Genomic DNA, 22535 nt, shown 5'->3' on the forward strand with positions numbered 1-22535 from the left:
TTCAGTCCGCACGAAGGAACGACAATGACGGCAATCGAGGCGCCAGAATCCGTAAAGGCTTTTGAGGAGCGGCTGCTCCAGGTCGCGGAGGGTTTGCCGAAACGATTGCGGCAATGCGCCGATTATGTCGCCTCCAATCAGGATCGCATCGCCGTTTCCACCGTCGCCGAAATGGCGGAAGGGGCGGGCGTACAGCCTTCTGCCTTCATGCGTTTTTGCCAGATCATGGGCTTTTCCGGCTTTTCTGAAATGCAACGGCTGTTCCGTGATTCCTATGTCGGCGGTTGGCCGGATTACGCCACGCGGCTCGACCATCTGCGTGAAAAGGGCGATGAAAGCGCTTCCGGCCTGCTTGCGGAATTCGTGGAGGCCGGCCGTTCCTCGCTGGAAATGCTGCTCAAATCGGTCGACACGAAGCAGCTTGATGAGGCGGTTTCAGCGCTCTCCCAGGCGCGCACCGTGCATATCATCGGTTTGCGCCGCTCCTTCCCCATCGCCAGCTATCTGGCCTATGCGTTCGAGAAGATGAAGGTGCCGGCGGTTCTGCACAGTGCGGTTGGCGGGCTCGGCAACATCAGCGCCATTTCCCGCGACGACGCGCTGATCGCCATCACCTTCTCGCCCTATTCCACTGAGACGCTGGAGCTTGCGGAAAACGCCCGCGCCAACGGTATTCCGGTCGTGGCGCTTTCCGATTCCGCGGTCAATCCGCTCCGGAAATCCGGTGCAACACTTCTGACGGTGACGGAAATCGATTTCGGCGCATTCCGATCGCTTTCGGCCACGCTCTGTCTCGCCATCACGCTGGCGGTTGCTGTGGGAACACGCAGGACCGCCTGAATATTTTTATTGAAAATGGAAAAAATAGAATTTATGATCCAAATCCATGAAACGGGCATTCCACGACTGTCCGTCTCGTGACGGGACAAGTGAGCGGAGGAGGCTCACCCGAGCGGGATGGCGACAACTGGCGGCATGGTTGCCTGATCCGCTCGACACATATGAGGCAGACCGCGCCAGCGTGCGGTGCTAAGGAGGAACCTTTTGAAAAAACTTGATCTTATCACGATCGGGCGCTCGTCTGTCGACCTTTACGGTTCGCAGGTCGGCGGCCGTCTGGAGGACATGGCCTCCTTTGCCAAATATATCGGCGGCTCTCCCACCAACATCGCCGCCGGTGCTGCACGCCTTGGATTGAACAGCGCGGTCATTACGCGTGTGGGTGACGAACATATGGGCCGTTTCATCCGCGAACAGCTGGTGCGCGAAGGCGTCGATGTGCGCGGCGTGAAGACGGACCCGGAGCGGCTGACGGCGCTCGTGCTGCTCGGCATTCGCGACCAGAACCAGTTTCCGCTGATTTTCTATCGTGAGAACTGTGCCGACATGGCGCTCAGCGAAGACGACATCGATCCCGCCTTCATTGCCGAGGCTGGCTGCATCTGCGCCACCGGCACGCATCTGTCGCATCCGAAGACGGAAGCAGCCGTGCTGAAGGCGCTGAAACTCGCCCGCGAAAATGGCGCGAAGACCGCGCTCGATATCGATTACCGGCCCAACCTCTGGGGTGTCGCCGGCCATGGCGATGGCGAAAGCCGCTTTGTGGAATCGCAGAAGGTCACCGCCAAGCTGCAATCCACCCTGCATCTCTTCGATCTGATCGTCGGCACCGAGGAAGAATTCCACATTGCCGGCGGTTCCACCGATACGCTGACCGCACTGAACGCCGTGCGCAAGGTTTCGAATGCGACGCTGGTGTGCAAGCGCGGCCCGATGGGCGCCGTGGTCTTCACCGGCGATATTCCCGCAAGCCTGGACGATGGCGAGACGGGCGAAGGTTTTCCGATCGAGGTCTTTAACGTTCTCGGCGCGGGCGATGGTTTCATGGCCGGGCTGTTCCGCGGCTGGCTGCGCGGCGAGGATTGGCCGACGACGCTGAAATACGCCAATGCCTGCGGCGCCTTTGCCGTTTCCCGCCACGGCTGCACGCCCGCCTATCCGAGCTGGGAAGAGCTGCAATATTTCTTCAAGGCCGGCATTCGCAACAAGGCGCTGCGCAAGGACGAGGCGCTGGAGCAGGTGCACTGGTCGACCAACCGCAAGGGCGACTGGGACACGATGCGCGTCTTCGCCTTCGATCACCGCATGCAACTGGAAGCCATCGCCGACGAGCTTGGCGTGAAGCACGAGCAGATCGGCGCTTTCAAGAAGCTATGCCTTCAGTCCGCGCAGCAGGTTGCCGGCGACAGGCCGGGTTACGGCATTCTCTGCGACGGACGTCTTGGCCGCGACGCCCTGTTTGCCGCCAGCGGCTCCGGCCTGTGGATCGGTCGCCCGGTGGAATGGCCGGGTTCGCGCCCGCTGACGCTGGAACCCGAACTCGGCAAGGATTTCGGCGGTCTTTCCGAATGGCCGCTGGAAAATGTCGTCAAGGTTCTGTGCTTCTATCATCCGGATGATACCGACGAGATGCGTGCCGCGCAGGAGGAGACGGTAATGCGTCTGTTCCAGGCGACCCGCCGCAACCGGTTGGAAATGCTGCTCGAGGTCATTCCCTCCAAGGTCGGCCAGACAGATGATCTGACCGCCGCGCGCATCATCGAACGCTTCTACGAGATCGGCGTTTATCCCGACTGGTGGAAACTGGAGCCAATGAAAACCAGAGCCGCCTGGAAAAATGCCTGCGACGCCGTGCACAGCAACGATCCTTACGTGCGGGGCATCGTCGTTCTCGGCCTTGACGCACCGCAAAGCGAGTTGGAGGAGAGCTTCCGCCTTGCCGCCGGTTTCGATCTGGTCAAGGGTTTCGCCGTTGGCCGCACGATTTTCGCCGACGCCGCGCGGGGTTGGCTCGGTGGCAAGATCACCGATGAGGAAGCGGTGAAGGACATGGCGCAGCGCTATACCAGCCTGTGCCGTATATGGGATGAGGCGCGCGCCAAAAAGGGAGAGGCAGCGTGAAGACAATCAGATTGACGGCTGCGCAGGCTATGGTTCGTTACCTCGCCGCGCAGATGAATGAGCATGGCGAGACCTATATTGCCGGTGTCTGGGCCATCTTCGGCCATGGCAATGTCGCCGGCATCGGCGAGGCACTTTATGGCATCCGCGAGGAACTGCCGACCTATCGCGGCCAGAACGAGCAATCGATGGCCCATGCGGCCATCGCCTATTCCAAGCAGCTGCGCCGCCGGCGCGCCATGGCGGTCACCTCCTCCATCGGCCCCGGCGCTGCCAACATGGTAACGGCAGCAGCGCTTGCGCATGTCAACCGCCTGCCGGTTCTGCTGATCCCCGGCGATGTCTTCGCCAATCGTGGTCCCGACCCCGTTCTGCAGCAGCTGGAAGATTTCGGCGACGGCACGATGACGGTGAATGACTGCTTCCGCCCGGTCAGCCGTTATTTCGACCGTATCATGCGGCCGGAACAATTGCTGACAGCCCTGCCCCGCGCCATGCGCACCATGACGGACCCGGCCGATTGCGGCCCCGTCACGCTCGCGTTCTGCCAAGATGTGCAGGCGGAAGCCTATGATTACCCTGTCAGCTTCTTCGAAAAGCGAGTCTGGCGTCAGCGCCGCCCCGAGCCGGATATGGTGGAATTCGAAGAGGCCGTCGCCGCACTGAGGGCCGCGAAGAACCCTGTCATCGTTGCCGGCGGTGGCGTGCATTTTGCCGGTGCGACCGAAACGCTGAAACGTTTTGCCGAAACCCATTCCATCCCCGTCGTGGAAACACAGGCCGGCAAGTCGGCGCTTGCCTGGGATCACGATCTGAATTTCGGCCCGGTCGGTGTTACCGGCGCGGAAAGCGCCAATATCGTCAGCGAGAAGGCCGATCTGGTCTTTGGCGTCGGCACCCGCTTTCAGGATTTCACGACAGGTTCCTGGGCGCTGTTCAAGAACCCGAACCGCAAGATTCTCGCGCTCAACGTTCAGCCCTATGACAGCGCAAAGCATGACGCCATCAGCCTGACGGCGGATGCGAAGATCGGGCTTGAAAAGCTCTCCGCCGCTCTCGGCAGCCACCGTTACGCGGCGCCGGATGCCGGCCTCAAGGCAGCATGGTTCGCAAAGGCCGATGCCGATACCGCCGCACCGGGCGAGGAGCATGTGAACAGCCTGCCCACCGACATGCAGGTCATCGGCGCCGTGCAGCGCCAGTCGCGCGACAATACCGTCGTCATGTGCGCCGCGGGCACCATGCCGGGCGAGCTGCACCAACTGTGGAAATCCAAGCTGCCGCTTTCCTATCACATGGAATACGGCTTCTCCTGCATGGGTTACGAGGTGGCCGGCGGCCTCGGCATCAAGATGGCGGAACCGGACCGCGATGTGATCGTCATGGTCGGCGATGGCTCCTATATGATGATGAATTCCGAGCTTGCGACATCGGTTGCCATGGGCGTGAAGATCACGCTCGTCATCACCGACAACAGGGGCTACGGCTGCATCAACCGGCTACAGATGGAAACCGGGGGCGCGGAGTTCAACAACCTCTACGCCCACACCAACGTCAATCCCATCGCCATCGATTTTGCCGCCCATGCCGGCTCGATGGGAGCGGATGCGCGCAAGGTTTCCACCATCGCGGAGCTGGAAGACGCGCTCGCAGCCGCGCGCGCCTCCACCCGCACGACTGTCATCGTCATCGATACCGACCCCTATCCGACCCCGCAGGCCGGCGGTCACTGGTGGGATGTCGCGGTGCCCGAAGTCTCCGACCGCGCCGAAATCGGACCGGCGCGCGCGCGCTACGAAAACCATATCAAGGAAAGACAGTAAGATGATCCGTTACGGAACCAACCCGATTGCCTGGTCCAATGACGACGACCGGACGCTGGGTGCGCATATCAGCCTGGAGCAATGCCTCGATGAAACCGCCAAGATCGGTTTCGACGGTATCGAGAAGGGGCACAAATTCCCGACCGACCCGGAAGGCCTGAAGGGCGTGCTTTCGCCGCGCGGCCTCTCCTTCGTCTCCGGCTGGCATTCGCTGAACCTCCTGACCGACGACATCGACTCCGAAAAGAAGGCCATGCAGCCGGCGCTCGATCTCCTGAAGGCCATGGGCTCGAAGGTCATCATCGTCTGCGAAACCTCCAACGCCATCCACGGCGCCGATGACACGGCGCTGGTCGACCGTCCGCGCCTTGCGGCCGAGGACTGGGCAAAGTTCGGCGCAGGTGTCGAGGCGCTGGCCACCTTTGCCGCGGAACAGGGCATCACCCTCGTCTATCATCACCACATGGGCACGGTGGTCGAGAGCGAAGAGGAGATCGATCTCCTGATGAAGCATACCGGTCCGAAGACCCATCTGCTGCTCGATACCGGCCATTGCCTGTTCGGCGGCGGCGACCCCGTCCGCGTCGCGCAGAAATACATGGGCCGCGTCGGCCATATCCACGCCAAGAACGTGCGCCCAGTCATTGCCGAGCAGGTTCGGAACGAGCGGCTTTCCTTCCTCGAAGGCGTTCGCCGCGGCGTATTCACCGTGCCAGGTGACAGCGAGGGCGGCGTGAACTTCTCAGCCGTGCTGAAAATTGCCGCCGAGCACAATTACAGCGGCTGGCTGGTGATCGAGGCCGAACAGGACCCTGATGTGCGCAACCCGTTTGAATATCAGAGCCTTGGGCTGAAATCGCTGAAGGCTTTTGCGCGCGAAGCGGGGCTGGACAAGGCTGAGGCTGCTTGAAGCCTTTTCTCCCTCGTTCCTGTGCTCGTCACCGGGATGAGGGAAACGCGGGAATAGCCGCCCGATGAATTGAACGACTGACCAAAAAAGGAAACACCACCATGACCTCACTTCTGCGCAAGCCGGTCGCGACCAGCGGCAAGGTGCACGATATCACGCCCCAAAGCGCGGATTGGGGTTATGTCGGTTTCGGCCTTTACCGCCTGAAGCCGGGCGAAACGGCGGCGGAAAACACCGGCGATACGGAAGTCATCCTCGTGCTGGTCGAAGGCAAGGCGATGATTTCCGCAGGCGGTAAGGACTTCGGTGAACTCGGCGACCGCATGAATGTATTCGAGCGCAAGCCGCCGCACTGCGTTTATGTTCCCGCCGGCTCCGAATGGTCGCTGACCGCCACGACGGACTGCACAATCGGTGTCTGCACCGCGCCCGGCGAAAAAGGCAACCGCGAGGCGCAGCAGATTGGCCCCAATGGCGTGCAGCTGACCGAGCGCGGCAAGGGCGCCAACACGCGTTACATCTTCCCCATCGCCATGGAAGAGCGCGATGTGGCCGACAGCCTGCTGGTGACGGAAGTTTTCACCCCGTCGGGCAACTGGTCGTCCTATCCGCCGCACCGGCACGATGAGGATAACTACCCCGACATGACCTATCTGGAAGAGACCTATTATCATCGCCTCAATCCGGCCCAGGGTTTCGGCTTCCAGCGCGTCTTCACCGAAGACGGCTCGCTGGACGAGACCATGGCGGTATCGGACGGGGATGTCGTGCTGGTGCCGAAGGGTCACCACCCCTGCGGCGCGCCCTATGGGTACGAGATGTATTATCTGAACGTGATGGCGGGGCCGATGCGCAAATGGCGGTTCAAGAACCATCCCGATCATGACTGGATTTTCAAGCGCGATAATCCCTGACCGCTATTTTCACTTTAAATTTTGGGAGGAATGACCATGGCCGCTCTTGGCGTGGGCCTTATCGGCACCGGTTACATGGGCAAATGCCACGCGCTTGCGTGGAACAACGTCACCAGCGTCTTCGGCGATGTGGAACGCCCCCGCCTCGTGACGCTCGCGGAAGTCAACCCGGAGCTTGCTGCCAAAAAAGCGGCGGAGTTCGGTTTTGTCCGTTCTACGGGCAACTGGCGCGACCTGCTGTCCGATCCTGAAATCGACGTCATCTCTGTCACCACACCGAACGCCTTCCACCCGGAAATGGCGATTGCCGCACTTGAGGCCGGCAAGCACGTCTGGTGCGAAAAGCCGATGGCGCCTGCCTTTACTGACGCGGTGAAGATGCGCGATGCGGCCCGCCGATCCGGCAAGGCAGCGGCGATGGGTTACAACTACATCCAGAACCCCGTCATCCGCCATATCCGCCGCCTGATCGACGAAGGCGCCATCGGCAAGGTCTATCACGTCCGGGCCGAAATGGACGAGGACTTCATGGCCGATGCCACCCAGCCCTTCTACTGGAAGAGCGAGGCATCCTCCGGTTACGGCGCACTGGATGATTTCGCCGTGCATCCGTTGTCACTGCTCTTCGCCCTGTTCGGCCATGCGCAAAGCGCCATCACCGACATGGTCAAACCTTACGAAACCCGCCCGCTTGCCGGCGGTGGCGAACGTGCGGTCGAGACGCATGATCTTGCCAGCGTTATCCTGAAGCTGGAAGGCGGCATTTCAGCCGTGCTCATCGCCAACCGCTCCGCCTGGGGCCGCAAGGGCCGCATCGCCATCCAGATATATGGCTCCGCCGGCTCCATCCTGTTCGATCAGGAGCGAATGAACGAATTCCAGCTCTACACCACGGACGGACGCCCGGAAGAGCAGGGCTTTAGAACCATTCTCACCGCCCCCCACCACAAGCCCTACGACCGCTTCATCCCAGCCCCCGGCCACGGCCTCGGCTTCAACGATCTGAAAGTGATCGAATGCCGGGAACTGATAGCGTCCATAGAAGGCAAGAAGGCCCATATCATCGATTTCGACGAAGGGCTGAAGATCGAGCGCAGCATTCACGCCATGGCCCGGTCATTTGCAGAAGGGCGCTGGGTGGCGACGGAGGAAATTGCGGAATAGGGACAGATAGGGGGTGAGCGCCACGCTCACCTCCTTTGTCATGCTCGGGCCTGTCCCACTGCTGTCCGGTTTAAATTTTCTGTCGAGGTTCATGGTATTGATTTTTTTGGATTTTATCAAGATCGCGAGGGAATTGACACGAAATGAAGCGTAGCGTGGACTGTGGGGTGACAGATCGTGTCAAACCCTCCAACGTCATCCTCGGGCTTGTCCCGAGGATCTGCAACCGATTGATTTTCTTCGACGTGATTAGATCCTCGGCACAGGGCCGAGGATGACGCCGAGGGGGTGTCACCCGTCCCAACCGGCTTAGGCCTCAATCAAAATTTAAACCGGACGGCAGTGGGCCTGTCCCGAGCATCTGCAATCGATCGATCTAACGCGACGTGGTTAGATTTCGGGACAAGCCCGAGGATGACGGAGGAAAGGCCTCAGCCCTTGACCGGCGTCTCCGGCACCGGCGTCAGCACCTTGCGGTCCCTGAACCAGCCGAGAATATTGTCGGCCACCAGATCGGCCATGGCGTTGCGGGTGGGAACCGAGGCGGAGGCGACATGCGGCAGCAGGGAGACATTCGGCAGCGACAGGAAAGCTTCCGGCACCTTCGGCTCGGCATAGAACACGTCGAGACCGGCAGCCCCCAAAGCGCCACTTTTAAGCGCCTCAAGCAGTGCGTCCTCATCGACGCTGGAGCCGCGGCCTACATTGATGAACACGCCCTCAGGCCCGAGCGCGGTCAGCACGTCGGCATTGATCGCCTTGTGTGTCTCTGGTGTGCCCGGCACGATACAGATCAGCGTATCGACGGTCTCTGCCATTTCCTTCAGCGAGCCATAATAGGTGTAGGAGAGTTCGTCGCGCTTGCTGCGGGTGTGATAGCCGATCTCCACCTTGAAGGGTTCAAGCCGCTTGGCGATTTCCTGGCCGATGCGGCCCATGCCGAACAGGCCGACCTTGCGGCCGCGCAGCGAAAACGGCGACAGTGCGAACGGGCCTTCGCCAACCCATTTGCCATCCCGCAGCCAGGTCTCGGCCTGATAAAGACGGCGCACGGTGTTAATCAACAGCGCAATCGTCGTATCGGCCACTTCGTCATTCAGCACATCAGGCGTATTCGTCACCACGACGCCACGGGTGGCGGCGTGTTTGGCGTCGACACCATCATAACCCACGCCGAAATTGGCGATGATCTCGAGCTTCGGCAGCGCATCGATCCACTTTGCGTTGACGGCGCCAGAAACAGCAATCGCATTGACGCGTCCGGCCGCGCCCTCCGGCAAAACCGGCTCGGCACCGGCAGGCACTGCCACAATCTCGACCTTGCCTTCGAGGCGTTCGAGAACGCGAGGGTTTATCTTGCCGGGAACGAGAACGACGGCCTTTTTGTCAGACATGAGCGGATATTCCTCCAGATAACATTCCGATATCAGGAGTGGTCGTCAAGCGAACCGCTTGCCATCCCACTCCTCATGGCGGCGATCTTTTCAAACAACGACCGCCGTGAAAAGGCCAATAAGGGGATGTTGTGGGGGCAGAGGGAGGTTTCATGCCGATTTTTTGGCGGCGCCTCGCACCGTCGTGCCGGGCTGTTTCATCGCTGCAGGGTGTGACCTTCTAAAAAGAGCACACATCACGGCATTGAGCGCGATGGATACAGCTTTTCGCAACGTCACCCTTGGGCTTGTCCAAGGGTCTAACCATACCAACAAAATCAATAGGTTGCGGATCCTCGGGACAGGCCCGAGGATTGACCTCGGCGCGGCTGGCATCGCCAAGACCACTTCCTGCCGTTGGGTCAAGCTCACACCCGCGGCCGCACCGGCCCAGTCGATTGCCGGATGCGCATTTCCGGTTTGATGAGGTGAATACCATCAGGTTCATGGCTGCCCGCCAGCCTGTCCAGCAGCGCGCGGGCCGCCAAGCGCCCCACCTCGGCCTGGCCGTTGGAAACGGTGGTCAGCGCCGGGGTGGCGATGGCAGCTTCCTCCAGATCGTCGTAGCCCGTTACTGAAATATCGACACCCGGCACCAGACCGGCGCGGGAAATGCCGTTCATGAGACCGATGGCGACGAGATCGTTCCAACACACGGCGGCGGTCGGCTTCTGCGGCAGCGAGAGGAAATGCACCGCCGCCTCGAAGCCGCCCTGTTTGGAGCGCGGGCCGGGAATGCGCAGGTTCGGATCGACCTCGATGCCCGCCTTGCGCAGCGCATTGACATAACCCTGATAACGGTCACGCCCCGTCGAGGTCTGGTCGGTACCGCCAACCATGGCGATGGTGCGGTGGCCGAGACTGATGAGGTGGTTGGTGGCGAGCGAAATGCCGTAGCTGTCATCGCCGCGATAGGTTGGCATGTCAACGCCGTCCATGGAGCGGGCCACCAGAATGGCGGGCATGCCGTTTTCTTCGGCGAGCGTCATATCCTCGACCGGCGTGCCGATCGCCGGAGACATGATGATGCCGTCAGAGCCGAGCTGCAGCAGCGTTTCAATGAAGGTGCGCTGTTTTTCCACCGAATCGTAGTGGTTGGACAGGATGAACGTCTGTCGGCTGCGGTCCAGCTCGCTTTCAATGGCTTTCAGGATTTCGCCATAGAAGGGGTTCATCACATCGTGGAACACCACGCCGACAATACCGGAGCGGGAGGTGCGCAGGCTGGCGGCGCGGCGGTTATAGATATAACCCAGCGCCCGCGCCTGTTCCTTGATCTTTTCCCGCGTATCGGCGGCGACCAGCGGGCTATCGCGCAATGCAAGAGAGATGGTGGCGGTCGAAAGTCCGAGGCTTTCGGCAATCGTGGACAATTTGACCTTTTGGGCCACGGCATTCCTCCCCAAACGCACGTCGATGACGGATAGCTCCGTTTAAATTGCAATTAAACAATTTAAACAAAATCCGCAACCCGTTTAAGGAATACCCACAAAACAGATGGCTCTTTTAAAAATTTCAGCAAAAATTATTGAAGATTGGCGTCTATCGCCTTCAAGAGTTTAACGATGTTACGTACATCCTTGGCCGAAAGCCCCTCGACGGCTCTTGCGCCGCAATTGGCGATGGAAACATTGATGTGTTCGACGCTTTTCAGACCCGCTTCCGTCAGCTTCACCAGCGTCACACGGCCATCCTCGTCGTCACCGCTGCGCTCCACGAAGCCTTGGGCTTCCATGCGGCCGATCGTGCGCGTCATGGTGGGCGCCTTGACGCCGAGTTTCTGGGCGATCTGCCCGGGTGTCAGGCTGCCTTCCTGCGCCAGCGCCAGGATAACGCCGTCCTGTCCGGCATAAAGGCCGCTTTCGGCAAGACTGTGGCTCAGCGCCGTGCGCATGGAGCGGGCGGCCTGAGTGATGGATTGCGCCAGTTCCTCGGGGTTGAAATTCTCATCCCTTTTTTTGGCGTCCTTGGCCTTCTTGCCGCCCTTTTCCTTCTTGGCGGTTTTGTCCTTGTTCCCGGATTTGTCCTTGCTCATATGCGAGTGCCTTTTACCCTGTGGCGGAACCGATATATGTTGCTGGAAATCCTTATCGAATGCACGCGCGGACTGCCAGATGCCAAACTCATACACGCATTATCACGACGAAAACGTAACAGAGCCTCATCTTCGCGCAACAGGAGCAATCTCCGTCCTGCCGCTCGGTGCGCACGAGCAGCATGGGCCGCACCTGCCCTTCGAGACCGATACGCTGATTGCCGAAGGCATCGTCACCCGCCTTGCCGCCGCCCTGCCCGCCCACCTGCCCGTCTCCTTCCTGCCCGCGGAACCGGTCGGTTATTCCATCGAACACATGGACGTGCCGGGCACGAAGACACTGCGTTACGATGAAGCCATCGAGCGCTGGCTCGGCATCGCCGAGGCGGAATATAAAAAGGGCGTGCGCAAATTCGTGATGCTGAACGCTCATGGCGGCAATTCACCGCTGATGACCGTCGTCGCCACCGAGGCCCGCGTCCGTTTCGGTATGCTGGCGGTCGCCACAAGCTGGACCCGTTTCGGCGTGCCTGCCGATATCGTGAAGCCGCAGGACAAGGCGGTCGACATCCACGGCGGCGATATCGAGACATCCGTCATGCTCGCGCTTCACCCCGAACGTGTGGCGATGGAAAAAGCCGAGAATTTCCCCTCGCGCCAAAGCGACTTCGCACAGCGCTTCAGACATCTGCGCGCCTATGGCCCCCACGCCTTCGGCTGGCTGATGAGCGACCTGAATCCCGATGGCGTTGCCGGAAACGCGGCAGTCGCCTCGGCCGAAAAGGGCGAAAGGCTGATTTCCCATGCTGTATCGGGCCTCGTCGAACTGCTTGAAGATGTCCACGCTTTTGACATAACGTTATTTCATAACAAAATTTGAAAAACTCAGCCGAAACCGGCCAGAATCCCTTTGAACTGCCGGAACGTCGCGCCTATATGGACGACGACACTTATTCCTTAAGGCCGCGACCGGCCTTGCTCCACACGAGGTTTCCATGACCGAAACAGCACCAGCCAAGCCCATTCCAGTCACCGTCCTGACGGGATATCTCGGCGCCGGCAAAACGACGCTTCTCAACCGCATTCTCTCCGAGAACCACGGCAAGAAATACGCTGTCATCGTCAATGAATTCGGCGAGATCGGCATCGACAACGATCTGATCGTCGAATCCGACGAGGAAATCTACGAAATGAACAATGGTTGCGTGTGCTGCACGGTGCGTGGCGACCTTATCCGCGTCGTGGAAGGCCTGATGCGCCGTCCGGGCCGTTTCGACGGTATCATCGTCGAGACCACAGGTCTTGCCGACCCCGTTCCTGTCGCCCAGACCTTCTTCATGGATGACGACGTGCGCGCCAAGACCGAGCTAGATGCTGTCGTTGCCCTCGTTGACGCCAAGCATCTGCCGCTGCGCCTGAAGGACAGCCGCGAGGCCGAAGACCAGATCGCCTTTGCCGACGTCGTTGTCGTCAACAAGACCGATCTCGTTTCGCCGGAGGAAGTCGCCCGCATCGAAGATATCGTGCGCGCCATCAATCCTTCCGCCCGTATCTACAAGACCACCCGTTCCGGCGTCGATCTCGCCCGGGTTCTCGATCAGGGCGCCTTCAACCTGGAACGCGCGCTGGAAAACGACCCGCATTTCCTCGAGCACGGCCATGACGACCACGTTTGCGGCCCCGATTGCGATCATCATCATCACGACCACGGCCATGATCACCATCATCATGACCACGATCACGATCACGATCATGACCATGCGCACGACCATGGCCACGATCACCACCATGGCGCGGTCTCCCCGATCCATGACGTGACGGTGCAGTCGGTATCGCTGCGCGGCGGCGAGATGAATCCGGAGCGGTTCTTCCCGTGGATCCAGAAAGTAACCCAGACAGACGGCCCGAACATCCTGCGCCTCAAGGGCATCATCGCCTTCAAGGGCGATGCGGAACGTTACGTGGTGCAGGGCGTGCACATGATCATCGAGGGCGATCACCAGCGCCCGTGGAAGGAAGACGAAAAGCGCGAAAGCCGCCTCGTCTTCATCGGCCGCGAACTGGACCGCGAGAAGCTGGAAAAGAGTTTTAACGCCTGCCTCGCGACGGCCTGAGGTTTTCAAGGGAAGGCACCGAGACGCTCATGCTCGGTGCCTCCCCACGCTCGACGTCATCCTCGGGCTTGACCCGAGGACCCATTGCCGCCAGCATGTGGATGGCCGGGTCAAGCCCGACCATGACGCAACGGGTTGAAACCGCACCAACGGGTCTTCCCGACCTTTGTCAGCGACCGAAATCCACCAAACAAAAAACACTGATACGAAAGACCGATGCCCCATGCCGACTGTTGCCCCGCTTGATATCGAAGGCCACGTGGTCTCGACCCATTTTCTCGGCGACATTCCCCTGTTTGCCACCGCCGCCGGCACCATTCACCGGCTGGATGGCGGCGAGAAGGTGACCGAGGCGCATGACGGGCTTTTGACCTGCATTCGTGACCCCTATAGCGCCACGCTGCTTTCCGGCGGCGAAGACGGGCGCGTGCTGCGCATCGGCCATGATGGCAGCATCAGCGAGATCGCCAATGTACCGCGCAAATGGGTGGGCGTCGTTGCCGGCGGCCCGCAGAAGGCGGTCGCTTATGGCGTCGGCAAATCCAGCTTCGTGCGACTGTCCGACGGCACGGTCAAGGAATTCAAGGAAGAACGCACGGTGGAGGCGATCGCCTTTGCACCGAAAGGCCTGCGCATTGCCGTTGCCCGTTACAACGGCGTGACGCTGCACTGGGTGGCGACGGCAGGCGATCCCGTCGATCTGGAATGGAAGGGTGCGCATACCGGCGTCACGTTCTCGCCCGATGGCAAGTTCCTTGTGACCACCATGCAGGAAAACGCCCTGCACGGCTGGAAGATGGAAGCCACCAAGGGCGGCATGGAAGCCCGCCACATGCGCATGACGGGTTATCCCGCCAAGGTCAAATCCGTGTCATGGTCGGCAAAGGGCAAGTGGCTCGCCTCATCGGGCGCCCCCGCCGCGATCGTCTGGCCCTTCTCCGGCAAGGATGGCCCGATGGGCAAGGCCCCGGAAGAACTCGGTAGCCGCGCTAATATCATGGCCACCAATGTCGCCTTCCATCCGGTGGAAGATGTACTCGCCATCGGCTTCATCGACGGCATGATCCTCGGCGTGCGCCTCGCCGACGGCAAGGAAGCCCTGCTGCGCCGCCCCGGCAAGGGCGCTATTACGTCCATGGACTGGAGCGCTACCGGCAAACTGCTCGCCTTTGCGTCCGAAGCGGGCGATTGCGGGATCATCGATATTTCGGCTTGATGGATGGCGTAATGGGTTGCTCCGCACTTTCGCCGGAACGCCCTATTCCGCCACCTGCCGCCGCGTCAGAAACAGTAGCAGCAGCGCCGCACCCGCCCCGACTGAAGCAAGGCGAATAGAGGTGCCGAAGCTGGCATATTGCGATACGAACCCCATTAGCGGCACCGCAAACAGCGCGGCGAGAAAAATCGAATTCATATAGAGCGCCGTCGCCCGGGCCGTGCGTCCGTGGGCAAAGCCCTGCACGAAGGTGAGGCAGGTGCCGGCAAAAAGGCCGTAATAGGCACCCTCCATCGCAGCGCCCAGCAGCATTGCGGGCAGGGTCGTGACGGAAGCGATGATGTTGAAGGCGATTATCGCCGTTATCGCCGCGCCGCTCAGCAGCAGCCGTGCGCTGATCAGGCGCATGATGCGCGGCGCAAGAAGAATGAGCAGGACTTCCATGGCGCATTTGACGCTGAGCGAAAGGCCCGGCGCATAGTCCGGCAAGCCCACCTCACGCACCAGAAACACCGGCAGGGCCGAGGCGCAAAGAGCGTGGGCGAAAGACATGCAGAAACTCGCTGCCGCCGCCATCAATAGCGGCAAGTTGCGCCCCGTATCGACCCCGCCTTCATCTCGCCGCTCCATAGGGCAGGTCTGGCCACGCGGCACGATTGTAAACGCAAGCGCCCCCCAGGTGGCCGCCATCAGCATCGCGTTCACGAAGACGGCCTTTGCACCGGCGAGATCGACGATCAGAAAGGCGGCAGCCGGCAACAACATCCATGCCAGCGATACCATCATCCTGAGGAAAGCATTATAAGAGATGGTGTCGAGCGCCTCGATCCGGCCATGATAACGGCCGTAACTGAAGACAAGTGTGGTGGCCGCGTTGGAAAGCCCCATGCCTGTCGCCGTGACCGCCACCAGCAGCGCCAGATGCCCGAAACTCGCCGCCGCCGCCGCCACGAAAGCCCCGGCGACGGAAAGCAGCAGCAACGGCCTCACCCGCACACCGGCATCCACCCGCTCGCCATAGATACGGCTGGCGATGATGGAGGCAAGCGCTGCCGTCACGCTGTAAAGGCCGAGCGTTGCCGGCGGATGGCCAAGCACCTGGATGATGTAGAAACCGATAAACGGCACAATGGCAGCATTGGTGCTGCCGGCGATGAAAACCAGCAGCGCGATCATATAGGCCTGACGATCGAAAGCGCCCGGCAAAGTGCTTTTCTGTGGCATGGGAATCGAGTGAAGGCTGGGAGGCGGCACGGGATGACGGCGACCACCATCACACCAAAATGCTCTGTGGTTCAAGCCCGTCCGAAGGAACGAATGCGGTTTCGCTTCTCGAAGAAAACAAGTCGTCTTCCCCATCCGGTACACCGGCTCGGCTTCAATGTTGTGAAGAAACCGGACAAAAAAGAGGGCCGCGAGGCCCTCTTCCAGTCATGCGATGCGCCGTTTGTTCTTGCCGGAAACGCCATGCGTCAAACACACGCAACTCGAGGATCGTTGCCGGCTTATGTGCTGCGCGCATCGTCTGCGTCGAAAATCCCTGATGATTTTCGAGCTGTTCCGTTGGAGCGGGATGGGGAAAAGCCCGATGGTTTCGCCATCCCGTTCCACGTTTCAGTTAGTGCCGGCGCTTTTTGCCGCCGCCGTTCTTGTTGTCGATGACATCGACGGACGTCTTGTTGCCGTTCAGCACACCGTTCAGAATGCCGGTCTTGTTGCCATTCAGAATCCCGTTATTGGACAGGATGCCGTTGACACCGAGATCGATGCTGGGCGAGACGACGACAAGGGCGCCGCCCTTGTTGCTGTTGCCGGACAGTATGCCTCCCAGAAGACCGCCCGCATTGGCCTGACCAACGGAAGCGACAGTAAGAATAGCGGCTACACAAGCGAACTTTGCAATCATTTCTCTCTCCTCTTTTGTTTGATCACGCCATCTGGCGTAACTGAACTGTATATTTAGAGGATTCTAATTCAAGCAAATGCTAATATTACAATGAAAAATTAACTTTAATACTGGTGATTTTAATAGAATTTTACACATCATCTTTTCGAGCCCACCATCTCTATTTCGGCATAGACGCCATGAATTTCGGCTCCGAACGTAAAATGGTGCGGGAGACTTTATTAACCATCCAAATATAAGATATTGCTTAATTAGCGACCGGAGATGCGAATGCGGCTGGGGGGATATATCGCGCTTGTTCTCGGGCTTGCCTGCGCCTGCGGCGCGCAGGCGCAGCAAAAGGCCGAGGAGCACAATGTCACCTATAAATCCGGCATTGCTTATGACAGCAATTATTTCGCCGACACCAACCAGCTGAGCGCGATATCGCTGCGCACCGGCTTCGGGCTCAATGGCAAGATAACGCTGGAGGGGGCGGAGCTGCGTTATTCGCTCGAGCAGGAAGAGGTTCGCCTACCCCGCTATCGTTTCGCCAATGAACATAACACCATCGCTACACTGGGTCTGACGAAGCGCTTTTCCGACAAGCTGGAATGGGCTGTTGAGCTGCGCGGTACCCGCAGCGATGCCGGCGATATTTTCCTGCATCTGCCGGAAGAAGACATTGGTTACCGACAGCTGGACCACAAGCTGGAGGCGTCTTCCCAGCTCGGCATCCTCGCCCTTGGCGGCAAGAACACCTTGACGGCAAGCATCGCCAGCCTGATGAAAGGCAAGGCGCGGTTCCGCCCGGCCTATTTCCTGCCCACCCGACTGGAAGCCAACGAGGCGCTTTTATCGCTGAAGGCCGAACATGCACGATCGCTCGGCGGTGGCGAGGCGGGGCTGACGCTTGTTTACGACCGTATCGCCGTGCCTGAGGGGCAGCAGGAAAAATATGAACGTTTCCCGGCCCAAACGCTGCGCGGCTCTCTGGCCTATGGTTACAGGTTCTCCGACCGTTTCGCGGTTCTGGCCGAAGCGGGTTTCACATCCATTTCCGGCGATGAGATCAGCGACAAGGTAAAGCGCACCCGCCCCTATCTGCGGGCCGAGGCCGAGGTGAAGGCCACGGATCGCATCGCCTTCGGCGTCGGCTTTTCGCAGGACTATGCGCTTTTCGATCCGGATGATCCGATTGCGGAATTCCATCGCCGCTTTCAATTCGTCATGAAAAGCAGGCTCACCGAAAAGGTGGGGCTCGATCTTGCGCTGCATCGCGTCCACAAGGACTGGATCTATTATAATTACGATACCAGCGAGCGCAGGCTGGTCGCAACGCTGTCCTTCGATACCGGCAAGAACAGCAAGCTGGAGCTGGAGTTCAACCGCCTGCTGCATGGCGAGCGCGATACCGATCTTGCCTATAGCGGCTCCAGCATCACCTCGCGCTTCAGCGGCACCTTCTGAAATTCCTTGGCGGCCCGCGCGAAGGATCAAACCCATCAGGTCGAAATTCGGTCCCAATTTCTGCTAGAGTCGGACCTTCAAGATTCGAAGGCAGGACAGACCGGATAATGAACAGACGCTTTTTGCTCCTCGCGGCCGGCCTCGCCTGCGTTCCCGTCGCGGCGGTTGCGCATCCGCATATCTTTGCCGAAGCCCGCATGGAAATCGTCGAGGGGCCGAACGGCACCGTTCAGGAAGTGCGCAACATCTGGCGTTTCGACGAGATGTTTTCCGCAAGCGTGGTGATGGATTACGACAAGAACAGCGATCTGAAGCTCGACAAGGACGAGCTGGCGGAAATCGGCAATACGGTCAAGGAATCGCTTGCCGAATATTCCTACTACACCTTCATCACCGCCAATGGAAAACCGGTGGAGTTTGGGAAGCCCGACGCCATTCACGTGGACTATAAGGACAACCAGATCCTGATGTTCTTCTCCGTGAAGCCAACCAAACCGCTCGCAGTCAAGGGCAAGCTGTCCTTCGGTGCCTGGGATCCGACCATGTACACGGCGATCGATTTCGCAAAGGACGGCGATATAGCAACGCAGGGCAAGGACCTGAATGCCTGCAAGCATCATGTCGTCCGACCCGATCCGGACGAGGTGATCTCGCAAAACCAGAGTTCGCTGACCGATGCCTTCTTCAACGATCCGACCGGAACCGACATGACCAAACTCTTCGCCACCAGGCTGGAGATATCATGCTGAGCCGCAGGGCAAGCCTCGTCGCTGTCGCCATCGGCCTCGTTGCCGTGGCCGGTGCGGCCCATGCGCAGTCGCCGCTCGGCATCGGTTCGGCCGAGCCTTCCTTTTCCGTTGGCGGGCCCTTCGCACCGCTGATGCAATGGATCAACGTGCACCAGCAGATGTTCTACCGTGCGCTGACCGGCGCGTTGAAGGCCATGCGCGAGGATGGCTGGGCGCTCAGCTCGCTGATCGGCCTCTCCTTTGCTTATGGCGTTTTTCATGCCGCCGGCCCCGGCCACGGCAAGGCGGTCATTTCGTCCTACATGATCGCCAATGAAACGCAGTTGAAACGCGGCATTCTCATTTCTTTCGTTTCGGCGCTCATTCAGGGTTTGATGGCCATCGGCCTTGTCGGTGCCGCCTGGCTGGTGCTGCGTGGCACCTCCATCACCATGACGAAGGCCACGCAGGCGATGGAAATCGCCAGCTTCGCCATGGTGGCGCTGTTCGGCGCCTGGCTGCTTGTGCGAAAGCTCTGGTCGCTGCGCATCCGGCGCGAACCCGTTCCCGTTTTCGCCACGGCAGGTGAAACCGCCATGCCGCGAACGACCGGCATGGGCACGGGCCTGCGCTTCCAGGGTAAGCCGGTTTTCGCAGATCATGAGCATAATGGCGCGGGCGACCTGTGCACCGCCTGCGGCAAATCCCACGCGCCCGACCCGATGTTGCTGAAGGGCAAGAACTTCAGCCTGCACGAGGCGTGGTCCGCCATTATCGCAGTCGGGCTCAGACCCTGCTCGGGCGCGATCATCGTCATGAGCTTTGCACTTCTGAACGGGCTTTATCTCGGCGGCGTGCTCTCCGTGCTCGCCATGTCGCTCGGCACGGCCATTACGGTATCGGCTCTCGCCATCATGGCCGTCTCGGCAAAGGGCCTCGCCGTGCGTTTCGCCGGCCCCGGCAGCCGCAGGGCGGCCGGCATCAGCCATGCGATAGAGATCGCCGGTGCGCTGTTCGTGCTGATCATGGGACTGCTGCTGCTCGGTGCGTCGCTTCAGCTCTAACCGTCACGGCGGCGCTGGTAACGGGCGCGCAGCCAAAATAGCAGGAAGAAACACAGCACAGCCACCGAACCGAAGGCAGCGGCGAGCCAGGGCGAATAATCGCCCAGCCACAGCATGATCTTCGGCATGGCGAAGAAGACCAGCCCGAAACCGACGATGATGAGGGCGGCGGCGAGGGCCGGAGACCAATCCTTCTTACCGTGGCTCGGCTTTTCAGGCGCCTGGTTTTCAGGCAATGGCATCGGCAAACTCCGCACGGATATCCTCAAGCTTGCGTTTCTGCGCGCCATCGGCCGCAAAATTCTCCGGCGAAAGCCAGGCTTCGAAGGCCTTGCCGATCAGCGGCCATTCGCCGTCGATCATGGAAAACCACGCCGTATCGCGGTTCTGGCCCTTCGAGACCATATGCTGGCGGAAAACGCCCTCGAAGGTGAAGCCATAACGCTTCGCCGTTATCTTGGAGGGCTCGTTTTCATTGTGGCATTTCCACTCGTAACGGCGATACCCCAGATCCTCGAAAACATGTTTCGCCATCAGGTAATGCGCCTCGGTGGAAAGAGGCGAGCGTTTCATCTTCGCGCCATGGGCGACGGAGCCGACCTCGACCACGCCATTGGCGGGATCGGGCCGCATATAGCTCGCCATGCCGACGATATCGCCGGTGGCGTTTTCAACGAAGACCAGCGTGACCCAGTTAAGCTTCTGGCCCGCGCCGACAAGCCAGTCGCCGAAAGCGCCGGCATCGGGAAAGGCGCTTTGCGGGAAATATTTGAGCAGCGCATTCACGCCCTCGCCGCCAAGGGCGGTCCAGAGTTTTTCCAGATGCTTTTCGCGGTCGAACGGCTCGGCGGTCACATAACGACCCTTCAACACCACCGGCTGCGGCGGCGGACATCCCTTGAAATCACTCAGATCGCGCATTCTCTTCCCCATTTGCTGGGAGAAGGATTAGGGCAAGCGAGGCAGGATGACAACAGGGGATGTGGGCGCGTTGCGGTGGTCTAGGGTGGGTGCTTACTACCCTTAGCGGGTGTGGTTCACCCCCCTCTGCCCTGCCGGGCATCTCCCCCTCAAGGGGGGAGATCGGCAGGAGGCACAAACACCACTTCATTCGCAAACGTCGTGATAGGCGAGACCTATCCGCGAGTCGATCTCCCCCCTTGAGGGGGAGATGCCCGGCAGGGCAGAGGGGGGTGAACCACAGCCGGCCGAGGCCAAACGCTTACCTCAAACCTTCGCCGCCACCACCGTCGCCTCGATATGATCCACCAGCGCATCCGGCAACCCAAGCCGCCCGGCAAGAAGATCGAGATAGCCCCGCTCCGCCCGCGTGTCGGCCTCGATGGCAAGCCGCGAGGCGGTGTAAAGCTCCACTTTCTGCTCTTCCGTGCGGGCGGCTGCCACCAGCGCGTCGATGTCGAGAGGATCGGCCAGTTCCTTTTCGAGGAACCGCTCGGCTTCGCTATCGAGGCCGGAGACCTGCACCTTGTCCATGATATTGGCGCGCTCCTTCTCATCGATATGACCGTCAGCCTTGGCGGCGGCGATCATCGCCTGGATGAGCTTCAGCGCAAAATCATTGGAAAGGGCGGGAGATTGCGGATGGAAGGCGGAATCGGCGGGCGGTGCGAGCAGCTCCGGCTCGGGTTTCGGCGCGACTTCAGGCGCCTGGCCGGACTTGTAATTCTTGTAGGCAAGGTACCCGAGACCGGCGATGGCGGCCACGCCGCCGATGGTGGCGACATTGCCGGCAAGCTTGCGGCCGGTCTTGGTGCCCAGAATGGCGGCGGCGAGCGCACCGGCTTTCAGGGGATTGTTCCTGGCGATATCGGCGGCCTGCCCGGCTCTGTCACGGACGCTTCCCGAAAGGCCTGGCACCTGCGAGCCGAGGAATTGTTCAAGAAGCTTCTTGGCGTCGAACATCAAAATCTCCTGTAGAGGTCAAATCTACAGGGGAGATAGGGAGCCGGGGCCCGAATACAAATGTCAAACCCGCTCACGCCTTCGTGAACGGGTTTGACAGATTGCAAATCAGGCGCGCAATGCGGCGGCTTCGGCCGCAAGCCTGGTGATACCCGCCCAGTCGCCGGTCGCCACCAGCTCGCGCGGGGCGACCCAAGAGCCGCCGACGCAAACCACGTTCGGCAGGGAAAGGTAATCATTGGCGTTCTTGAGCGACACGCTGCCCGTCGGGCAGAAGACGGTGCCGGCGAGCGGCGAGGACAGCGCCTTGAGATAGGGTGCGCCGCCGGCCTGTTCGGCGGGGAAGAACTTCAGCACCTTGTAACCCTCGTCACGCAGCGCCATGACTTCACTGGCGGTGGCAGCACCCGGAAGCAGCGGCACCTTTGAACCGCGCGCGGCTTCCAGCACGCTTTTGTTGATGCCGGGGCTGACGATGAAGGTGGAGCCGGCTTCCGCCGCCGCTTCGAAATCCTTGGCATTGAGAATGGTGCCGGCGCCGACATTGGCGCCTTCGACTTCCGCAGCAACGGCGCGGATGGCATCGAGAGCTGCCGGCGTGCGCATGGTGATCTCAATCGCCTTCAGGCCGCCTGCGACCAAAGCGCGCGCAAGCGGCACGGCGGAAGCGGCATCATCCACAATCAGCACCGGTACGACCGGCTGGAGCTTGAGGATGGAGAGCAGTTTTTCGGAGTCCTGGGCCAAGATGAGCCTCCCTTGCGCAATTGAAACGATTGAAATTCCGTCTACCGATTAGCCTGCCTCGGCATTTATGTCGAGGCGCGCCAGCCGCATTTTTATCCAGATACTTCAATCAATTCGCTTCATCATAGTGTCATATTGCGATACTCTG

General features: G+C 60.3%; 22 protein-coding genes. 13 read left to right on the forward strand and 9 right to left on the reverse strand.

Annotated features, from left to right (window positions below; translation table 11 throughout):
- The first annotated feature begins 24 nt into the window (after positions 1–24).
- The 6 genes from ACQZ48_RS15010 to ACQZ48_RS15035 all read left to right on the forward strand — a co-directional run bounded on the left by ACQZ48_RS15010 (position 25) and on the right by ACQZ48_RS15035 (position 7772).
- On the forward strand, positions 25–840 hold the full coding sequence (locus ACQZ48_RS15010) for a MurR/RpiR family transcriptional regulator (RefSeq protein ID WP_077984046.1): 816 nt from the start codon (positions 25–27) through the stop codon (positions 838–840).
- Positions 841–1044: 204 nt separating this feature from the next.
- Positions 1045–2961, forward strand: coding sequence for a bifunctional 5-dehydro-2-deoxygluconokinase/5-dehydro-2-deoxyphosphogluconate aldolase (locus ACQZ48_RS15015; protein ID WP_448728950.1), 1917 nt, complete (start codon positions 1045–1047; stop codon positions 2959–2961).
- Entirely contained in the window at positions 2958–4784 is a 1827-nt protein-coding gene (gene iolD, locus ACQZ48_RS15020; RefSeq protein ID WP_448728951.1) for a 3D-(3,5/4)-trihydroxycyclohexane-1,2-dione acylhydrolase (decyclizing), read from the forward strand. The genes ACQZ48_RS15015 and iolD overlap by 4 nt, the downstream gene beginning before the upstream one ends.
- A 1-nt stretch (position 4785) precedes the next feature.
- Positions 4786–5694 carry a myo-inosose-2 dehydratase gene (gene iolE / locus ACQZ48_RS15025; protein WP_448728952.1) on the forward strand — a complete coding sequence of 303 codons (909 nt, stop codon included), beginning with the start codon at positions 4786–4788 and terminating at the stop codon, positions 5692–5694.
- 101 nt (positions 5695–5795) lie between these two features.
- The gene (iolB, locus tag ACQZ48_RS15030) at positions 5796–6608 is read left to right on the forward strand and encodes a 5-deoxy-glucuronate isomerase (RefSeq protein ID WP_448728953.1); all 813 of its coding nucleotides are present in this window, start codon (positions 5796–5798) and stop codon (positions 6606–6608) included.
- Positions 6609–6644: 36 nt separating this feature from the next.
- Positions 6645–7772 (forward strand): Gfo/Idh/MocA family protein, encoded by a 1128-nt coding sequence (locus ACQZ48_RS15035; protein ID WP_448728954.1) that lies wholly within the window; start codon positions 6645–6647, stop codon positions 7770–7772.
- Between the two features lie 431 nt (positions 7773–8203).
- Here the strand turns inward: ACQZ48_RS15035 and ACQZ48_RS15040 are convergent, their stop codons facing one another.
- The 3 genes from ACQZ48_RS15040 to ACQZ48_RS15050 all read right to left on the reverse strand — a co-directional run bounded on the left by ACQZ48_RS15040 (position 8204) and on the right by ACQZ48_RS15050 (position 11240).
- The gene (locus ACQZ48_RS15040) at positions 8204–9166 is read right to left on the reverse strand and encodes a 2-hydroxyacid dehydrogenase (RefSeq protein WP_137411971.1); all 963 of its coding nucleotides are present in this window, start codon (positions 9164–9166) and stop codon (positions 8204–8206) included.
- A gap of 407 nt (positions 9167–9573) precedes the next feature.
- Positions 9574–10596, reverse strand: coding sequence for a LacI family DNA-binding transcriptional regulator (locus ACQZ48_RS15045; protein ID WP_142913140.1), 1023 nt, complete (start codon positions 10594–10596; stop codon positions 9574–9576).
- Between the two features lie 134 nt (positions 10597–10730).
- Positions 10731–11240 carry a MarR family winged helix-turn-helix transcriptional regulator gene (locus ACQZ48_RS15050; protein ID WP_142913142.1) on the reverse strand — a complete coding sequence of 170 codons (510 nt, stop codon included), beginning with the start codon at positions 11238–11240 and terminating at the stop codon, positions 10731–10733.
- A gap of 79 nt (positions 11241–11319) precedes the next feature.
- Between ACQZ48_RS15050 and ACQZ48_RS15055 the strand changes: the two genes are divergently transcribed.
- The 3 genes from ACQZ48_RS15055 to ACQZ48_RS15065 all read left to right on the forward strand — a co-directional run bounded on the left by ACQZ48_RS15055 (position 11320) and on the right by ACQZ48_RS15065 (position 14570).
- Positions 11320–12120 carry a creatininase family protein gene (locus ACQZ48_RS15055; RefSeq protein ID WP_448728955.1) on the forward strand — a complete coding sequence of 267 codons (801 nt, stop codon included), beginning with the start codon at positions 11320–11322 and terminating at the stop codon, positions 12118–12120.
- Positions 12121–12235: 115 nt separating this feature from the next.
- Entirely contained in the window at positions 12236–13354 is a 1119-nt protein-coding gene (locus tag ACQZ48_RS15060; RefSeq protein WP_269826610.1) for a CobW family GTP-binding protein, read from the forward strand.
- Positions 13355–13577: 223 nt separating this feature from the next.
- Positions 13578–14570 (forward strand): WD40 repeat domain-containing protein, encoded by a 993-nt coding sequence (locus tag ACQZ48_RS15065; RefSeq protein ID WP_080793901.1) that lies wholly within the window; start codon positions 13578–13580, stop codon positions 14568–14570.
- Positions 14571–14612: 42 nt separating this feature from the next.
- On the opposite strand, the gene ACQZ48_RS15070 is transcribed toward ACQZ48_RS15065, so the two are convergent.
- On the reverse strand, positions 14613–15794 hold the full coding sequence (locus ACQZ48_RS15070) for an MFS transporter (RefSeq protein WP_448728956.1): 1182 nt from the start codon (positions 15792–15794) through the stop codon (positions 14613–14615).
- 33 nt (positions 15795–15827) lie between these two features.
- Here ACQZ48_RS15070 and ACQZ48_RS15075 point away from each other — a divergent pair, with 33 nt between their 5' ends.
- Positions 15828–16232 carry a hypothetical protein gene (locus tag ACQZ48_RS15075; RefSeq protein ID WP_131829425.1) on the forward strand — a complete coding sequence of 135 codons (405 nt, stop codon included), beginning with the start codon at positions 15828–15830 and terminating at the stop codon, positions 16230–16232.
- On the opposite strand, the gene ACQZ48_RS15080 is transcribed toward ACQZ48_RS15075, so the two are convergent.
- A complete protein-coding gene (locus ACQZ48_RS15080; protein WP_077984058.1) occupies positions 16189–16476 on the reverse strand; it encodes a hypothetical protein in 288 nt (95 codons plus the stop codon). The genes ACQZ48_RS15075 and ACQZ48_RS15080 overlap by 44 nt on opposite strands.
- A 270-nt stretch (positions 16477–16746) precedes the next feature.
- Here ACQZ48_RS15080 and ACQZ48_RS15085 point away from each other — a divergent pair, with 270 nt between their 5' ends.
- The 3 genes from ACQZ48_RS15085 to ACQZ48_RS15095 all read left to right on the forward strand — a co-directional run bounded on the left by ACQZ48_RS15085 (position 16747) and on the right by ACQZ48_RS15095 (position 19717).
- Positions 16747–17925, forward strand: a complete 1179-nt coding sequence (locus ACQZ48_RS15085) for a hypothetical protein (RefSeq protein ID WP_448728957.1) — start codon at positions 16747–16749, stop codon at positions 17923–17925.
- Positions 17926–18032: 107 nt separating this feature from the next.
- Complete coding sequence (locus ACQZ48_RS15090) at positions 18033–18674, forward strand: DUF1007 family protein (protein ID WP_173991521.1); 642 nt, start codon at positions 18033–18035, stop codon at positions 18672–18674.
- Entirely contained in the window at positions 18668–19717 is a 1050-nt protein-coding gene (locus tag ACQZ48_RS15095) for a nickel/cobalt transporter (RefSeq protein WP_077984061.1), read from the forward strand. The genes ACQZ48_RS15090 and ACQZ48_RS15095 overlap by 7 nt, the downstream gene beginning before the upstream one ends.
- On the opposite strand, the gene ACQZ48_RS15100 is transcribed toward ACQZ48_RS15095, so the two are convergent.
- From ACQZ48_RS15100 to ACQZ48_RS15115, 4 genes are all read right to left on the reverse strand, one after another.
- Entirely contained in the window at positions 19714–19959 is a 246-nt protein-coding gene (locus ACQZ48_RS15100) for a hypothetical protein (RefSeq protein ID WP_448728958.1), read from the reverse strand. The two genes, ACQZ48_RS15095 and ACQZ48_RS15100, sit on opposite strands and share 4 nt — an antisense overlap.
- Positions 19946–20638: a GNAT family N-acetyltransferase gene (locus ACQZ48_RS15105; protein ID WP_448728959.1), complete on the reverse strand. Its 693-nt coding sequence runs from the start codon at positions 20636–20638 to the stop codon at positions 19946–19948. Before ACQZ48_RS15105 ends, ACQZ48_RS15100 begins: the two co-directional genes overlap by 14 nt.
- A gap of 306 nt (positions 20639–20944) precedes the next feature.
- Complete coding sequence (locus ACQZ48_RS15110; RefSeq protein WP_077984064.1) at positions 20945–21640, reverse strand: tellurite resistance TerB family protein; 696 nt, start codon at positions 21638–21640, stop codon at positions 20945–20947.
- Positions 21641–21748: 108 nt separating this feature from the next.
- Positions 21749–22387: a 2-dehydro-3-deoxy-phosphogluconate aldolase gene (locus ACQZ48_RS15115; RefSeq protein ID WP_077984065.1), complete on the reverse strand. Its 639-nt coding sequence runs from the start codon at positions 22385–22387 to the stop codon at positions 21749–21751.
- Between the last annotated feature and the right edge of the window lie 148 nt (positions 22388–22535).

Source organism: Agrobacterium sp. 22-209-1 (genome assembly GCF_053522485.1).

Excerpts from the sequence above, each read along its gene's own strand:
- ACQZ48_RS15100 (WP_448728958.1), bottom strand. The coding sequence starts at position 19,959 with ATGCCATTGCCTGAAAACCAGGCGCCTGAAAAGCCGAGCCACGGTAAG.
- iolE (WP_448728952.1), top strand. The coding sequence starts at position 4,786 with ATGATCCGTTACGGAACCAACCCGATTGCCTGGTCCAATGACGACGAC.
- ACQZ48_RS15110 (WP_077984064.1), bottom strand. The coding sequence starts at position 21,640 with ATGTTCGACGCCAAGAAGCTTCTTGAACAATTCCTCGGCTCGCAGGTG.
- ACQZ48_RS15105 (WP_448728959.1), bottom strand. The coding sequence starts at position 20,638 with ATGCGCGATCTGAGTGATTTCAAGGGATGTCCGCCGCCGCAGCCGGTG.
- ACQZ48_RS15075 (WP_131829425.1), top strand. The coding sequence starts at position 15,828 with ATGACGGCGACCACCATCACACCAAAATGCTCTGTGGTTCAAGCCCGT.
- ACQZ48_RS15085 (WP_448728957.1), top strand. The coding sequence starts at position 16,747 with ATGCGGCTGGGGGGATATATCGCGCTTGTTCTCGGGCTTGCCTGCGCC.
- ACQZ48_RS15095 (WP_077984061.1), top strand. The coding sequence starts at position 18,668 with ATGCTGAGCCGCAGGGCAAGCCTCGTCGCTGTCGCCATCGGCCTCGTT.
- ACQZ48_RS15090 (WP_173991521.1), top strand. The coding sequence starts at position 18,033 with ATGAACAGACGCTTTTTGCTCCTCGCGGCCGGCCTCGCCTGCGTTCCC.
- ACQZ48_RS15070 (WP_448728956.1), bottom strand. The coding sequence starts at position 15,794 with ATGCCACAGAAAAGCACTTTGCCGGGCGCTTTCGATCGTCAGGCCTAT.
- ACQZ48_RS15050 (WP_142913142.1), bottom strand. The coding sequence starts at position 11,240 with ATGAGCAAGGACAAATCCGGGAACAAGGACAAAACCGCCAAGAAGGAA.
- ACQZ48_RS15060 (WP_269826610.1), top strand. The coding sequence starts at position 12,236 with ATGACCGAAACAGCACCAGCCAAGCCCATTCCAGTCACCGTCCTGACG.
- ACQZ48_RS15080 (WP_077984058.1), bottom strand. The coding sequence starts at position 16,476 with ATGATTGCAAAGTTCGCTTGTGTAGCCGCTATTCTTACTGTCGCTTCC.
- ACQZ48_RS15040 (WP_137411971.1), bottom strand. The coding sequence starts at position 9,166 with ATGTCTGACAAAAAGGCCGTCGTTCTCGTTCCCGGCAAGATAAACCCT.
- ACQZ48_RS15065 (WP_080793901.1), top strand. The coding sequence starts at position 13,578 with ATGCCGACTGTTGCCCCGCTTGATATCGAAGGCCACGTGGTCTCGACC.
- ACQZ48_RS15035 (WP_448728954.1), top strand. The coding sequence starts at position 6,645 with ATGGCCGCTCTTGGCGTGGGCCTTATCGGCACCGGTTACATGGGCAAA.
- ACQZ48_RS15010 (WP_077984046.1), top strand. The coding sequence starts at position 25 with ATGACGGCAATCGAGGCGCCAGAATCCGTAAAGGCTTTTGAGGAGCGG.
- ACQZ48_RS15055 (WP_448728955.1), top strand. The coding sequence starts at position 11,320 with ATGCCAAACTCATACACGCATTATCACGACGAAAACGTAACAGAGCCT.
- iolB (WP_448728953.1), top strand. The coding sequence starts at position 5,796 with ATGACCTCACTTCTGCGCAAGCCGGTCGCGACCAGCGGCAAGGTGCAC.